The 14,073-nt window shown below is 66.7% G+C and carries 11 protein-coding genes; 3 read left to right on the forward strand and 8 right to left on the reverse strand.

The genetic code is table 11. The features are described from left to right. Positions 1 to 2: 2 nt before the first annotated feature. The 4 genes from lldR to AC5P98_RS11315 form a co-directional block, all read right to left on the reverse strand. Complete coding sequence (lldR, locus tag AC5P98_RS11300) at positions 3 to 767, reverse strand: transcriptional regulator LldR (RefSeq protein ID WP_014647493.1); 765 nt, start codon at positions 765 to 767, stop codon at positions 3 to 5. A 53-nt stretch (positions 768 to 820) separates the two neighbouring features. After that, a complete protein-coding gene (gene lldP / locus AC5P98_RS11305) occupies positions 821 to 2,479 on the reverse strand; it encodes an L-lactate permease (RefSeq protein WP_049407544.1) in 1,659 nt (552 codons plus the stop codon). A 222-nt stretch (positions 2,480 to 2,701) separates the two neighbouring features. Then, entirely contained in the window at positions 2,702 to 3,154 is a 453-nt protein-coding gene (locus tag AC5P98_RS11310) for an MgtC/SapB family protein (protein ID WP_005413774.1), read from the reverse strand. Between the two features lie 129 nt (positions 3,155 to 3,283). Continuing rightward, a complete protein-coding gene (locus tag AC5P98_RS11315; protein ID WP_014647496.1) occupies positions 3,284 to 4,042 on the reverse strand; it encodes an SDR family NAD(P)-dependent oxidoreductase in 759 nt (252 codons plus the stop codon). A 396-nt stretch (positions 4,043 to 4,438) separates the two neighbouring features. Here AC5P98_RS11315 and AC5P98_RS11320 point away from each other — a divergent pair, with 396 nt between their 5' ends. Together AC5P98_RS11320 and AC5P98_RS11325 are read left to right on the forward strand one after the other, a co-directional pair. Then, entirely contained in the window at positions 4,439 to 5,392 is a 954-nt protein-coding gene (locus AC5P98_RS11320) for a helix-turn-helix transcriptional regulator (protein WP_049407541.1), read from the forward strand. Positions 5,393 to 5,640: 248 nt separating this feature from the next. Then, the gene (locus tag AC5P98_RS11325; RefSeq protein ID WP_108242564.1) at positions 5,641 to 6,105 is read left to right on the forward strand and encodes an SMI1/KNR4 family protein; all 465 of its coding nucleotides are present in this window, start codon (positions 5,641 to 5,643) and stop codon (positions 6,103 to 6,105) included. Between the two features lie 176 nt (positions 6,106 to 6,281). Here AC5P98_RS11325 and AC5P98_RS11330 read toward each other — a convergent pair whose 3' ends face one another. The 3 genes from AC5P98_RS11330 to AC5P98_RS11340 form a co-directional block, all read right to left on the reverse strand. Then, positions 6,282 to 8,192 carry a CocE/NonD family hydrolase gene (locus tag AC5P98_RS11330; RefSeq protein WP_495230029.1) on the reverse strand — a complete coding sequence of 637 codons (1,911 nt, stop codon included), beginning with the start codon at positions 8,190 to 8,192 and terminating at the stop codon, positions 6,282 to 6,284. A 186-nt stretch (positions 8,193 to 8,378) separates the two neighbouring features. After that, positions 8,379 to 8,780 carry a DUF4440 domain-containing protein gene (locus AC5P98_RS11335; RefSeq protein WP_262216483.1) on the reverse strand — a complete coding sequence of 134 codons (402 nt, stop codon included), beginning with the start codon at positions 8,778 to 8,780 and terminating at the stop codon, positions 8,379 to 8,381. Then, positions 8,780 to 10,138 carry an MFS transporter gene (locus tag AC5P98_RS11340; protein WP_197562114.1) on the reverse strand — a complete coding sequence of 453 codons (1,359 nt, stop codon included), beginning with the start codon at positions 10,136 to 10,138 and terminating at the stop codon, positions 8,780 to 8,782. The genes AC5P98_RS11335 and AC5P98_RS11340 overlap by 1 nt, the downstream gene beginning before the upstream one ends. Before the next feature lie 105 nt (positions 10,139 to 10,243). Here AC5P98_RS11340 and AC5P98_RS11345 point away from each other — a divergent pair, with 105 nt between their 5' ends. Next, positions 10,244 to 11,140 (forward strand): LysR family transcriptional regulator, encoded by an 897-nt coding sequence (locus AC5P98_RS11345; protein ID WP_495230030.1) that lies wholly within the window; start codon positions 10,244 to 10,246, stop codon positions 11,138 to 11,140. Positions 11,141 to 11,238: 98 nt separating this feature from the next. Here the strand turns inward: AC5P98_RS11345 and AC5P98_RS11350 are convergent, their stop codons facing one another. Then, on the reverse strand, positions 11,239 to 14,034 hold the full coding sequence (locus AC5P98_RS11350; RefSeq protein WP_080354598.1) for a beta-glucosidase family protein: 2,796 nt from the start codon (positions 14,032 to 14,034) through the stop codon (positions 11,239 to 11,241). Between the last annotated feature and the right edge of the window lie 39 nt (positions 14,035 to 14,073).

Below are 14,073 nucleotides of genomic sequence, written 5' to 3' on the forward strand. Positions count from 1 at the left end.
GGTCAACCGTGTGGGGAAGGCAGGCGCGAGGCCCGCGCACGCCGGGCTTCGTTGTCATCGAGCGTGCGCAGCGTGGTGTGCACGAACTCGAGGTGGGCATGCGCGGCGGCGCGCGCGCGTTCGGGGTCGCCGGCCAGCACCGCATCCATCATTTCGCGGTGCTGGTCGGACAGGGGCGAGAAGGTCCTCGCCGAGGTGTAGAGCTTCTCGCGGCTCTGCGAGATGTTGGTCTGCAGCAGTTCGAACAGGCCGCGCATCACCTGCAGCAGCACCAGGTTGTGGGAGGCCTCGGCGATGGACAGGTGGAAGGCCGCGTCAGCCTCTGCTTCACCGGTGGGGTCGTCCTTGCCGTGCGCGTCCATCATGGTCTGGAAGGCCTGCGCGATGCGCGTACGGTCCTCATCGGTGGCTCGCAGCGCCGCATGCCAGGCAGTGGCACCTTCCAGCGCGTGGCGGATCTCCAGCACGTCAAAACGGTATTCCGGGTCGCCCTGGAACAGCGGCAGGTACGGCGCCAGCGGTTCATCCAGCGCCTGCCGCGCGCGCGCCGCCGGTTCGGCCACGTAGGTGCCGCCACCGATGCGTGCAGTCAGCAGGCCCTGGCTGGCCAGCTGCGCGATCGCCTCGCGCAGCGCGGTGCGCGAGACCCCCAGCTGCACCGCCAGGGTGCGCTCGGCGGGCAACCGGTCGCCCGGCCGCAGCCGCTGTTCCTGCACCAGGCCGCGCAGCTGCGCGGCCACCCTGTCCGAAATACGTTGCGTGCTCATGGCGCCATTGTGGCCCGAAGCGCACAGCGGGTGGTCGGCCAGCCATGCATGGCTCAGGGAATCATCCAGGTCAGCCAGTAGGCCTGGGCCAGGGTGATCAGGCCGACCATCGTGGTGAAAATCAGGCTGTGCTTGACCGTGAAGCGGAACAGGTCCGACTCCTTGCCGGCCAGGCCGACCGCCGCGCAGGCAATGGCGATCGACTGCGGCGAGATCATCTTGCCGGTAACGCCACCGGTGGTGTTGGCCGCCACCAGCAGCACGTCGGATACGCCGATCTGTTGCGCGGTGGTGGCCTGCAGCGCCGAGAACAGCGCATTGGACGAGGTATCCGAACCGGTCAGGAACACGCCCAGCCAGCCCAGGAACGGCGAGAAGAACGGGAACGCATCGCCGGTGTGCGCCAATGCCAGCGCCAGTGTTGCCGACAGGCCCGAGTAGTTGGCGATGAAGGCGAAGGCGAGCACCATGCCGATCGAGTAGATCGGCATGCGCAGCTCACGCACGGTTTCGCCGAAGGTCTGCAGCGCCGAGCGGGCCGGAATGCGCAGTGCGATGATCGCGATCACCGCCGCAAGGAAGATCGCGGTGCCGGTGGCCGAGAACCAGTCGAATTTGTAGATCGCCTCATAGCTGAGCGGCGCGTCGACGATCGGCGGCATCTTCTGCACCCTCTGGTCCAGGCCCGGCACCGGGAGCTTGAGCACCCAGCCTTCCAACGGGCCGCCTGCCGCGAAAAGCGACTTGAACGGCTTGATGCTCCACAGCGTGACCATCGCGGTGAGGATCAGGAACGGCGACCACGCCTTGGCGATCTGGCCGACGCTGTAGCGTGGTGCCTCCAGTGCCTGCGCGGCCGCCTCGGCGCTGGTTTCGGTATCGAAGCGGAAGATCCGTGCCGGCTTCCAGCGGCGCAGGAACAGGGTCAGGCACACCAGCGACGCCAGCGAGGCGGTGATGTCCGGCAGCTCCGGGCCGATGAAGTTCGAGGTCAGGTACTGCGCGATGGCGAACGAGCCACCGGCCACCAGCACCGCCGGCCAGGTTTCCTTGACGCCACGCCAGCCATCCATGATGGCCATGATCCAGAACAGCACGATCACAGTCAGGAACGGCAGCTGGCGGCCGGCCATCTGGCCGATCTCGAATGCATCCAGGCCGGTGACCTGCCCGGCCACGATGATCGGGATGCCCATCGCACCGAACGCCACCGGCGCAGTGTTGACGATCAGGCACAGGCCGGCGGCATACAGTGGCTTGAAGCCCAGCCCGACCAGCAGCGCCGCCGTGATCGCCACCGGCGCACCGAAGCCGGCCGCGCCTTCCAGGAAGGCACCAAACGCGAAACCGACCATCAGCATCTGCAGGCGCTGGTCTTCGGTCACCGACAGGATCGAGGCGCGGATGATGTCGAACTGACCGGTCTTGACCGAGACCTTGTAGAGGAACACCGCGCCGATGATGATCCAGGCGATCGGCCACAGGCCGTAGACGAAGCCGAAACCGGCCGCGCCCAGCGCCTGGCTCAACGGCATGCGGTAGAACAACAGGGCCACGCCAAGCGCGATGGCCACGGTGATCGTGCCGGCCAGCCAGCCCTTCATGCGCAGCACGGCCAGGGCAATGAAGAAGAACGCGATCGGCAGCAGCGCGATCAGGCTGGACAACCACAGGTTGCCGGCGGGGTCGTACAGGTGTTGCCAGGGCTGCATGAAGGCTCTCGACTGGGGCGGGATGTGCTCCACCGCAGGCGGTGGGTCGCCATGGCTGTCGATTATTGGTCGTACCAATAATGATTTCGATCAGACCACTTGCAGCGGATTTAACCGCCGCTCCGACGAAGTGCCTATTAGACCATAGGGCTAGACTTCATATTGGTCCGACCATTCAGTCCGCATGGTAGTGCCGGCCGCTGGCCGGCAATTCGAGATTCCCTACGAGATCCGTTTCTCCAACCGCCGCATCACCGCCAGCACCAGCACGCAGAGCACGCTCACCCCGATGGCGATCACGTACTTGCTGATCCCCACCGCAATCCCGATGGCCGCTGCCATGATCAGCGAGCTGGCCGTGGTCAGGCCGCTGACCTGGTCCTCGCGTGACCCACGCAGGATGGTGCCAGCGGCAACGAAGCCGACACAGGCCACCACCGCTTCGATCAGGCGCACCGGATCGACCTGCAGCAGGTCGCGGTAGCGCTCCTGCTGGAAATGCTCGGCCACCGAGTCGCCGAGGCCGACGATCAGCGCAGCGGCCCCCGCGATCAGCATGTGCGTACGCAGGCCAGCGGCGTGCTTGCCCATCTCGCGCTCGACGCCCAGCACGCCGCCAAACAGCATCGCTGCGGCTACGCGCAGCAGGATCGAGACATCCTGGGTGAGTTCCATGGCCAAGCTCCGGGGTTTTCCCGGAGCGTCGCGTGGCCCCCGTGGCACAGAGGTGAAGGCCACGCCACAGTCCGTTCACCCGGTAGCGCCGGGCGACACCCGGCGGCACCGCACCCTGCGTTCAACGCATCACTGCGCCAGGTAGCCACCATCGATGGCGTAGTACGCGCCGGTCGCAAACGAGGCGTCGTCGCTGGCCAACCAGGCCACCAATGCCGCCACTTCCTCGGCCGTGCCCAGTCGCTTCAGCGCGTGCCGTCCTTCCAGCGTGGCGCGCACCTTCGGGTCCATCTTCTCCAGCAGCGGCGTGCTGATGAAACCCGGACCCACCGCGTTGACACGGATGCCGTCGGCCGCATGTTCCCACGCGGCGGTCTGGGTCAGCCCGACCACGCCGTGCTTGGCCGCCGCATAAGCGGTGGAACCGGCATAGCCCACCTGGCCCAGGATCGAGGCCATGTTGATGATGCTGCCGCCGGTTCCAGCGGCCCGCATTGCCTGGATCTGCGCACGCTGGCACAGGAACACACTGGTGAGGTTGACGTCGATGACCCGCTGCCAGCCCTCGATCGGATAGTCGCCGCTGCTGGCCGCCGGCCCGCCGATACCGGCGTTGTTGACCGCCACATGCAGGCCGTCAAGTTCCTTGACCGTGCGCTGCACCGCCGCCTCCACCGCTGCATCGTCGGTGACGTCCAGCGCGATGCCGATGGCCTGTGCGCCGGTGCTGCGCAACTGCGCCACGGTGGCATCCACCGCATCCTGCTTGAGGTCCCAGACCGAAATACGGGCACCGGATGCGGCCAGCGTCTGTGCCACGGCCAGGCCGATGCCCGACACGCCGCCGGTCACGATCGCGGTCTTGCCGGTCAGCTGGTAATCAATCATCTGCATTCTCCATCGGTGGGGGTAGCGATGCGGCGCGCGGCCGCCAATCCATCACCTTACGCCGGCCGCTGTGACGAGCAGACCAACAGCCTGTCCGCGGATGATCGTTCCAGCAATGAAACCTCAACCGAAGTTCATGTAGGGAATCAAGTACGGATATAGCGGCAAAACGCTGGCGTATGTCCGGCACTCCGTTCAACTTGGCCGTAATGACCAATCGGTTTGACCGTATTCAAATCCCCTGCGAATGATTCGCAGCGACAATGGGAAACGTTTCCAGTTTCTTCGACACATTCCTTCCAACCTGGCGTTTTCCGGCCTTCCAGGCTGCCCGCTACGCGGGGCAGCACATGGGCTCATGGCGCCAGCGCCTCCCCCTCCTGTACGTGCCGAGCGATGTCCCGATACTTCACCTTTGCCGATTACCGCCGCTTCGGCCAACGCCACGGCTTCGATTACCGCGCTGATCCGGAACACCTGCGTGACGACCAGTGGGCCGGCCGCGGCGAAGTCAACGAACAGTTCATGCGCGGTGGCATGAGCCTGATCGCCTCCGACGTGCATAACCGGTTCCCCTATGTGGCGACCGCGCAACAGCGGCCCGGGCTCGCCATCCGCGTGATGCTGCAGGGTCAGGTCGACGTGCGTATCCCGCGACGCGGAAGTTTCACCCTGCGTGCCGGCACCGCGATGACCGCCCACCATCGCGACCAGATCGAGATGACCGGCGCGCACCCCGGCGAAACGCGCCTGCGCGGGGTCAGCGTGATCGTGCCGGGTGGCATCGACGCGGATGTTTTCCAGATGCCACAGTTGGAAAAAGCGCTTGGCACGCACCTGGAATGCCGCCACTGGGCCATTCCCCACGCCATGCTGCCGGTGCTGGGCCAGTTGTTCGACAGCCCGTGGCAGGACGGCATCGACGCGCTGTGGCGCGAAGGCGTGGCATTGCAGCTGCTGGCCCTCGGCCTGCAGGCCGAGGATCTGCAGACCGACCCGGTGCGCACGCTGCGTGCCGGCCAGCGCGAGCGCCTGGAACGGGTACGCAGTTACCTGCATGACGACCCCAGCCATGCACACAGCCTGGTCGAGCTGGCCCGGCTGGCCTGCATGAGCCCCAGCTCATTGCGCCGCCATTTTGCCCAGCAGTATGGAAGTTCGGTGTTCGACTACCTGCATGAACAGCGCATGCGCCATGCCGAACAGGGCCTGCGCGAAAACGGATGGACGGTTGAGCAGGCCGCCGCCGCCAGCGGCTACCGCCACCCCAGCAACTTCGCCGCCGCGTTCCGCAAGCGCTTCGGCCTGGTCCCCAGCCGCTGGCGTACGGGCCCCTCGAAGGTGGGGTGAGGATCCCCGCTCCGGTAGGTGTCGACCTTGGTCGACACGCTCCTGCACCGTCGCCGATGCCGGCCAGCGGCCGGCACTACCGCCGCCGCAATCGACATGCCATGGCCAAGCACTGGTAGGTGTCGACCTTGGTCGACACGCGCTGGAAGCGATCATATTCCCGGCACATCTTTGCGCATGTCGCATATGCCCATTGCCGCGAAAGATGGGCCGCGGCATCGTAGTAGGGCTGACTACGGGGACTTCTCGTGGACAACCGAGATCAACCAAGCACGCCTTACTTCATCCGATGCATCCAAAGTCCATGGCTACCCGAGACAGGCGCGCATGCGGACGATCTACGCAGCTTACAGGCACATTGGAGCGAGGCAGCAATTTCAGAGGACTTCATACAGCTCCTGCGTTGGTCAAACGGTGGGCGCTGCGTGTTCCCTCATGCTTATGTCGACCTATGGTCCGTCGCCAGCATCATTCAGCTCAACCGCAGCTACCAGATCCGGCGTTATCTTGGCGACTCCCTGATGGGCATTGGAACGGACGGTGGATCGACGCTCATCGCGCTGGTTCTCTGCCCGCTCAGTCGCGGACAGATCGTCTCATTCGATCTGGGCGATCTCGACATCAGCCGGGGAAAGCCCATCGCCGAATCTATCGCCGAACTCTTTCGGAAGTTCGACAGCGGGCTGCTGACGAGCGACAACATTTATCCTTGAGCTTAGAAGTGCCGGCCAGCGGCCGGCACTACCACACCCGCCTGAAACGGCATGCCATGGCCCGGACTTGATAGGTGTCGACCTTGGTCGACACGCTCCTGCGCCATCGCGGATGCCGGCCAGCGGCCGGCACTACCACGTGCTGCCGGGCCATGCCCGGCGTCATCCTCTCCGCCTCAATACACCGGCAGATCGATGTAACTGGCCTGCGCTGCGCTGTGCCAGACCCGCTGCGTGGCCTTCTGGTAATCGCCCGGCTTGGCCAGGTAGATGTTCGGCACGTACGTCTGCGGATTGCGGTCATACAGGGGGAACAGGCTGGACTGCACCTGCACCATCACCCGATGGCCCTTCTGGAAGGTGTGGTTGGCGTTGGGCAGGTCGAAGCGGTACGGCAGCACCTGGTTGGCGGCCAGCGGCTTCGGATCGCTGAAGCTTTCGCGGTAACGGCCACGGAAGATCGCCAGCGACACCGGCAGCTCGTAGCCACCCATCTCCGGCGTCGACGCTTCCTGGTCCGGATACACGTCGATCAGCTTCACCACCCAGTCGCTGTCGGTGCCACTGGTCGAGGCCTGCAGGTGAACCACCGGTGCGCCGCCGATGCGCAGCGGCGCCGTCAGCGGTTCGGTGATGAAGGTCAACACGTCCGGGCGGCCATCGACGAAGCGCTGGTCCTTCACCAGCCAGGTGGTCCACATGTCGCGGTCGCCGAAGCGGACCGGGCGCGGCACGAACGGTACCGGCTTGGCCGGGTCGGACACGTATTCCTCGAAGTCCCCCTCGCCCGCCGCCGGTGCCTGGAACGCCAGCTTGCCGCCGGCGCGCAGGTACAGCGGCTTGCTGTTGGCGGTACAGCCCTTGTCGCAGCTGCGCGGCCAACCCTTCAGGCGGTCCCAGTGGTTTTCGCCGGTGTTGTAGATCAGCACCGGCGGCGTATCGGCCTTCGGCGCGCCATCCACCAGGTACTGGTCGAAGAACGGCTTGAGCACATCGCGACGGAACTGCAGCGCGGTATCGCCATCGAACTTCAGCGCACCCAGCTCGCTGCCGCCGTAGTTCACCTGGCTGTGCCGCCACGGGCCCATCACCAGATAGTTGCGGTTGTTGCCGCTGTCGCGCCCTTCCATCGCCTGGTAGGCGTGGTTGGCACCCCACATGTCTTCCTGGTCCCACAGGCCCTGCAGCCACATGGTCGGCACCTTCAACGGTGTCTTGGCCATCACCGCGTCCAACGCCTGGCCCTGCCAGAAGCCATCATAGGCCGGGTGCTCGACCAGCTTCTTCCACCAGGTCAGCTGGTCCACGCCGGTGAAACGCGCGTAGTCACCGGCCGAACCGAGGCGCAGGAAGGTGCTGTAGTCGTCATAGCCGAGGCTGGGCAGCGGCGTGCCCTTGCCGCGCTTCTCGGTCTGCATTGCGAAATAGTTGAAGTTGACCTGGCGGAACGCACCGTAGTTGAGCCAGTCGTCACCCATCCAGCCATCGACCATCGGGCTCTGCGGCGCGGCCACCTTCAGTGCCGGGTGCGGGTCGGTCAGCGCCATCACCACGGTGAAACCCTCGTACGATGAGCCGAGCATGCCGACCTTGCCGTTACTCTCCGGCACGTTCTTCACCAGCCAGTCGATGGTGTCCCAGGCGTCGGTTGAGTGGTCCACCCTGGTGTTGTTCAACGGCCCGCGCAGCGGCCGGGTCATCACGTAATCGCCTTCGGAGCCGTACTTGCCACGGATGTCCTGGAACACGCGGATGTAGCCGCCGTCGACGAACACCTCGTCGCCCTGTGGCAGCAGGTCGCGCATGCGCGGCGAATCACTGCGGTTGGCACGGCCAGCAGCGTCGTAAGGCGTGCGGGTCAGCAGGATCGGGGCATTGCGGGCGCCCTTGGGCACCACGATCACCGTATACAGCTTGGTGCCATCACGCATCGGCACCATCACCACGCGCTTGTCGTAGTCACGACCGACATCGGGGGCAACGAAGGGCTTGCCGCTGATGTCCGGGGTCATCGGCGGGGTATCGGCGGCCAGCACGGCGCTGGACAGGCAAAGGGCAATGGCTACAGCGACGGCACGCACACGCATGGACAACCCCTCCCGGCAGGAAAGCTCCAAGCCTACTCCTGCCCCGAGCCATGAAGTGTGTGCGGGCTTTGCATTCTGCGGTGGATGCAGGCAGGACTGATGGCACATGTGCCTGCGTTGCCGCTGCGCTCGCCGGCGACCGGTAGTGCCGGCCGCTGGCCGGCAACTTCATGATCCTGCGGCGCGTTACGCGGTTGCCGGCCCGGCTACCGGCACTTCATGCAAGGCCAGCCAGCGCCAGCGCCCGGTTTCCTGCCGCAGCATCGCCAGTGACTCCCGCCATGCAGGCGTGCCGCCATCGATCGAATGCCCTTCGCGATAGCGCAGCACCGCCAGCGGTGAAGGCGCTTCCACCGCCTGCACGGCGTCGATGGAAATCCGCAGCCCGGGGCGCGCCCCGTGACCGTCCGCGAACAACGCCTGCACGGCTTGCCGATCCAATCGGCGACCCGCGATGCCGACCATGCTGAAGTCCGCGCTGAAGTGCGCCATCAGATCCTCCAGCGCATCGGCGCCGACATCGGCACGGAACCAGGCCTGCAGCTTGTCGTGCAGGTGGTGGATTTCATGTTCTGCGGTGCTATCCATCAGATGTTCTCCGGTTGCGAAAGGGTGAGCAACTGCGGCCGGCGCAGCAGCGCCATCGGCAGCAGGGTCAGTACCGCGGCCAGACCCAGCGCCATGCCGGTGGCGTGGGCCGGCAGCCATTGCATGGCCAATGCCAGCAGCAGCGCGATGGCCGCGGTGCCCAGGCAGAAGCTGAGCTGGCGGTTGAGGTTCCAGAGTGCGCTGGCATCGCCCAATGCTTCGCCCTCGACCCCATGGAAGGCCAGCGTCTGCGCGGTGCTGCTGCACAGGCTGCCGCCGGCGCCCATCAGAGCGAACAGCAGCCCGGCCAACGCGAAGGCCGGCTGCGGCAGCAGCGCCATCAACAGCAGGCCGCTGGCCTGCAGGAGCATGCCCGTACGCAGTACCGTGGACGGGCCGAAGCGCGCCAGCAGGCGCTTGCTGGCCGTGATCGCAATGGCCGAGGCCAGCGCCCAGGGCAGCATCAACGCGCCGATGCGTGCCGCGCTGTAACCGGCCTGGTGCAGCTGCAGGGTACTAACCAGCTGGCTGCCGATGAACACACCGGGCACTGCCAGATAGACCAGCATCGCCAAGCGCAGGCCCCGATGGGACAGCAGCGACCAGCGCAGCAGGGGCTGCGCCTGCTGCCGTGCATGCCGCAGGTGGGCCGCCGCCAACAGCATTGCGATCAACAGCAGTACGGCACCGGCGGCCCGATGGCCGGGTTCACCCAGCCAGGTCAACGCCAGCAGCAGCGCGCCCAGCGCCAGCATCGCGGTGGACAGCGCATAGGCCTGCAGGCGCGGCGCACTGCGCGCGCCATCGGCCGGCATCCAGGCCAGCACCAGGCCGATCGCCACCACCGCCAACGGCAGGCTGGCCCAGAGCACACCGCGCCAGGACAACCACTGCACCAGCACCCCGCCCAGCGCCGGCGCCAGTGCGGGCACCAGCAGCGCCACCAGCAGGATGCGGCGGGTCAGCGCGCCACGCTGGTCCGGCGTGCACTGTCGGTACGCTGCCGCCTGTGCCACCGGAATCAGCAGGCCGCCGGCCAGCCCCTGAAGCAGGCGCCAGCCCAGCAGCCAGCCGATACCCGGTGCGGCGCCGGCCAGCACAGCGGCAACCGCGAACAACAGCAACGCCACCAGCAGCAGGCGACGCTCACCACAGCGCGCGGCCAACCAGGGCGCCAGCGGAATCACCACGCTCAGGCCCAGCATGTAGGCGGTGCCCACCCAGGCCAGGGTACCGACATCAGCGTGCAGTTCCGCTGCCAGTGCCGGATAGGCCACCGTGGCGATGAACATGTTGACCAGATCCAGGGCGAACACCAGCAGGAAGATCGCCTCATGGCGCAGGCGGGGGGACGGCATCGGCGGCGCTCCAGCAAGGAAGCGTCCAGCATGCCGTCCGGGCTTTGTTGGAAAAACACGACAACACCTGCAACACTGTCAAATCTGTTTTGACAATGAATCGCCATGGTCAGCCTCGATCGCTTCGATATCTTCCGTGCCGTGGTCGAGGCCGGCAGCCTGACCGCAGCGGCCGATCGGCTCGGCCTGAGCCGTGCGGTGGTCAGCTTCAACCTGAAACGGCTGGAGCAGGAGCTGGGCGTGACCCTGCTGCTGCGCAGTACCCGCCACCTGGCCCTGACCGACGCTGGCGAACAGTTCCTGCAGCACTGCGTACAGGCGCTGGATGCCGCGCAGGCGGCAATCGATGCCGCGCGGCGCGACCAGCACCAGCTGCAGGGTGTGCTGCGCCTGACCACCACCCCGGAGTACGCGCAGCTTCGCCTGATTCCCGCACTGGAAGCCTTCCGTGCGCGGCATCCGGCCCTGCAGCTGCACCTGTCCACGTCTCCCGCGCCGGCAGACCTGATTCCCGAGCGCTTCGACCTGGCGATCCGTCTTGGCCGTCTGCCCGATTCGGGCCTGCATGCCAGTGAACTGGAACGGCACCCGCTGTGCGCGGTGGCGGCTCCGTCCCTGCTGACACGCCTGCCCTCTGCCGATGCGGCCAATGACCCCGTGCAACTGGGCACCCTGCCCCGCCTGGGTTACCCGCGCCTGGCCGACGTGCCGGTGGTCGCGCCCGACGGCAGCGACGCCTTGTTTGCCACCAATCCGGGCAATGCGGTGGTGCGCGTGGATGGTGCCAGCAGCCTGCGCGCCTTCGCCGTGGCCGGCGCCGGGGTCACCGTGCTGCCACGCTGGCTGATCGAGGACGACCTGGCCCAGGACCGCCTGCGCCCGGTGCTGCGCCAGCACCGCTTCCCGCAGCAGAGCGTGTACGCGGTCTACCCGCACAGCACGCAGCCCTCGCCGAAGGTGCGGCAGCTGATCGATTTCCTGCGCGGGTGGTTCGGCATATGAAAAGGGGACGGAGGGGATTAAGTCGTTTATGCATAAACGACTTAATCCCCTCCGTCCCCTTTTTCAGGCACGGCCCTTGCGGGCCGTGCCTTCAAGCCTCAGCGCAGCACCTGCTCCACCAGCTGCACGTCCACCGTCTGCAGCGGTTCGGCGGCGTTGCGCGACAGCTGCACCTGGTAGGTGCCACCGTCGATCTTCCACTGGCGCGCCTGTGCATCGTAGTGGGCCAGCGTCTTCGGCTCGGCTTCGATGCGGATGCGGCGCTGTTCGCCCGGCTGCAGGGTCACCTTGTCATAGCCGATCAGGCGGATCGGCGTGGTGCTGCCGGCCGGCAGCTTCAGGTACAGCTGGGCCACGTCGGCACCGGCGCGCTTGCCGGTGTTGCGGATGTCGACGCTGGCGACCAGGCGCGAACCTTCCACGCTCACCTTCAGGTTGTCATAGGCGAACGAGGTGTAGGACAGGCCATGGCCAAAGGCGAAGGTCGGGGTCAGGCCCTTGGCCGCCATCCACTTGTAGCCGACGTTGGCGCCTTCGATATCGAAATCGAACACATCACCGAACGGCTTGGCCGGCTTGAAGCCGAGGCCGTCGATGTGCGGGCGCGGCAGCTGCGATTCGTCCGTCACCCAGGTCACCGGCAGGCGGCCGGACGGATTGACCTGGCCGGTCAGCAGTGCGGCAATGCCTTCGCCGCCGCGGATGCCCGGGTACCAGGCCTGCAGCATCGCCGGCACCTGCGCCAGCCACGGTGTGCGCACCGGGCCGTTGGTTTCCAGCACCAGCACGGTCTTCGGGTTGGCCTTGGCCACTGCCGAGATCAGGGCATCCTGGTTGTCCGGCAGCTGCATGTCCGGCAGGTCCACCGATTCGGCAGCCCACTGCGTGGCAAACACGATGGCCACATCCGCCTGCGCGGCCGCCTTGGCCGCAGCAGCGGCGTTGGTGCCATCCACATACGTGATAGTCGCGTCCGGGCGCGCCGCACGCAGCGATTCCAGCGGCGAGGACGGATGGAAGATCACCGGGCCCGGCCAGGTGGTCGGCATCACGCCGGGCACCGCGTTGGTGCCCTTGGCGGTCACGCCCACCATCGATGAACCACCGCCACCGATCACGCCCTTGTCGGCATGGCCGCCGATGATGACGATGCGCTTCACGCTGTCGGCCAGCGGCAACAGGTTGCCCTCATTGCGCAGCAGCACGCTGCCCTCCTCCACCGTGCGCTGGGCAACGGCGAAGCCGGCCTCGGCATCCACCTTCTGGTGCTGCGGCGGGTTGTCGAAGTTGCCATGCAGGAACATCGTGCGCAGGATGCGCGCCACCATGTCGTTCAGGCGCGCCTGCGGCACCACGCCGCCATGCACGGCCAGGCGCAGCGGTTCATCGAAGAACACCGCCGCGTCGAACACCTCACCGGCCGACTGCTGGTCCAGGCCGGCCAGCGCAGCCTTCGAGCCACTGTGCACGCCACCCCAGTCGGACATCACGAAACCGGGGAACTTCCATTCCTGCTTCAGCACCTGGTTCATCAGGTAGCCGTTCTCGCAGCCGTAGGTGCCGTTGATCTTGTTGTACGAGCACATCGCCACGCCGGGGCGACCGGCGTCCAGCGCGATCTCGAAGGCCAACAGGTCCGACTCGTGCATGGCCTGTTCGCCGATGCGCACGTCGTGGAAGTTGCGACGGGTCTCCATGTCGTTCAGCGCGAAGTGCTTCATCGAGGAGATCACGTGCTGGCTCTGCACGCCCTGGATCAGCGCGCCAACCATCGAGCCGGCCAGCAGCGGGTCTTCGCCGGCGTACTCGAAGTTGCGGCCGTTGCGCGGGTCACGCTGCAGGTTGACGCTGCCCGACAGCAGGATATTGAAGCGCTGCTGCCACGCCTCGCGGCCCATCGTGGCGCCACCGGCGAAGGCAACTTCGCGGTTCCAGCTCGCTGCGGTGGACGGGCCCGATGGCATCGCCGTGGCGAAGTCGCCCGGGCGGATGCCCCCCGGATTGGTCACGCCGACACCGGCATCGGCCGACTGCTGCGACGGGATGCCCAGCCGCGGTACGCCCGGCACGAAGCCGGCCGAACCGACCGCACCTTCCGGCAGCGGGCCGCCGTCCTTGCCCAGCCCGAAGTAGCTGTGCAGCATCTGGAACTTCTCATCCTCGGTCATCGCCTTCAGCAGCAGCGCAGCGCGCGCATCGGCGTTGAGCGTGGTGTCCATCCACGGCGTGTCGCCGTGCTTGTCGGCGGCATAGGCCAGGGTCAGCAGGGTGGCACGCAGCGTGCTGCCTTCCACCTTGAACGGCGCGCTGCTGGCGGCCTGGAAGCCGTCGCTGAAATAGCTGGCATCGGCTTCCAGCGCCACACGCGCCGGATCGAAGCCTGCGGCCTTGGCCGATTCACCGGCCACCGCGCCGAGCAGCACCGCCGGTGCACCCAGCCGCGAACGGGTGACCAGCGCCGGCAGCTGCGCCGCACCTGCACCGGCATCGGTATAGACCGCCACAGTGTGGCGGCCATCGTCCAGGCGCAGGTAGTTCAGGCCCGGCTGGTCGGGGCCGGATTCAGCGGCGATCGGCAGCCGGGTCAGAACAGCCTGGCCGCGCTGGGTCTGGCCATCGTCCTTGCCGGCGGCAATGAAGCGGTACTCGTAGCCCAGGCCATCGGCCAGCACCTGCAGCGGATCGACCTGGCCGATGCCGCGCTGCACCTGGCGCACGCTCACCGCGTCCACCTTCAGGCTCTTCAGTTGCGCGGCCAGCGCCGGCATCGCCTCGGCGTGGGGCGCCTGTTCCAGGGTCAGCACAGTGAACGCGGCCGGGTCGGCCCAGGCCGGAGCGGCCAGTGCGGCAGACAGGGCCAGAGACAGTGCAAGCGGTTTTGTAAACGTTTTCATCGGCAGGCGTAATTCCGTTGCCAAGGCAATCGGTCCAGG

It is taken from the genome of Stenotrophomonas sp. YJH_SMC_135 (assembly GCF_059372355.1).

Bases quoted from the DNA above. Each gene is read 5' to 3' on its own strand.
- AC5P98_RS11330 (WP_495230029.1), bottom strand. From the start codon at position 8,192: ATGCGTGTGCGTGCCGTCGCTGTAGCCATTGCCCTTTGCCTGTCCAGC.
- AC5P98_RS11315 (WP_014647496.1), bottom strand. From the start codon at position 4,042: ATGATTGATTACCAGCTGACCGGCAAGACCGCGATCGTGACCGGCGGC.
- lldR (WP_014647493.1), bottom strand. From the start codon at position 767: ATGAGCACGCAACGTATTTCGGACAGGGTGGCCGCGCAGCTGCGCGGC.
- AC5P98_RS11320 (WP_049407541.1), top strand. From the start codon at position 4,439: ATGTCCCGATACTTCACCTTTGCCGATTACCGCCGCTTCGGCCAACGC.
- AC5P98_RS11345 (WP_495230030.1), top strand. From the start codon at position 10,244: ATGGTCAGCCTCGATCGCTTCGATATCTTCCGTGCCGTGGTCGAGGCC.
- AC5P98_RS11335 (WP_262216483.1), bottom strand. From the start codon at position 8,780: ATGGATAGCACCGCAGAACATGAAATCCACCACCTGCACGACAAGCTG.
- lldP (WP_049407544.1), bottom strand. From the start codon at position 2,479: ATGCAGCCCTGGCAACACCTGTACGACCCCGCCGGCAACCTGTGGTTG.
- AC5P98_RS11350 (WP_080354598.1), bottom strand. From the start codon at position 14,034: ATGAAAACGTTTACAAAACCGCTTGCACTGTCTCTGGCCCTGTCTGCC.
- AC5P98_RS11340 (WP_197562114.1), bottom strand. From the start codon at position 10,138: ATGCCGTCCCCCCGCCTGCGCCATGAGGCGATCTTCCTGCTGGTGTTC.
- AC5P98_RS11310 (WP_005413774.1), bottom strand. From the start codon at position 3,154: ATGGAACTCACCCAGGATGTCTCGATCCTGCTGCGCGTAGCCGCAGCG.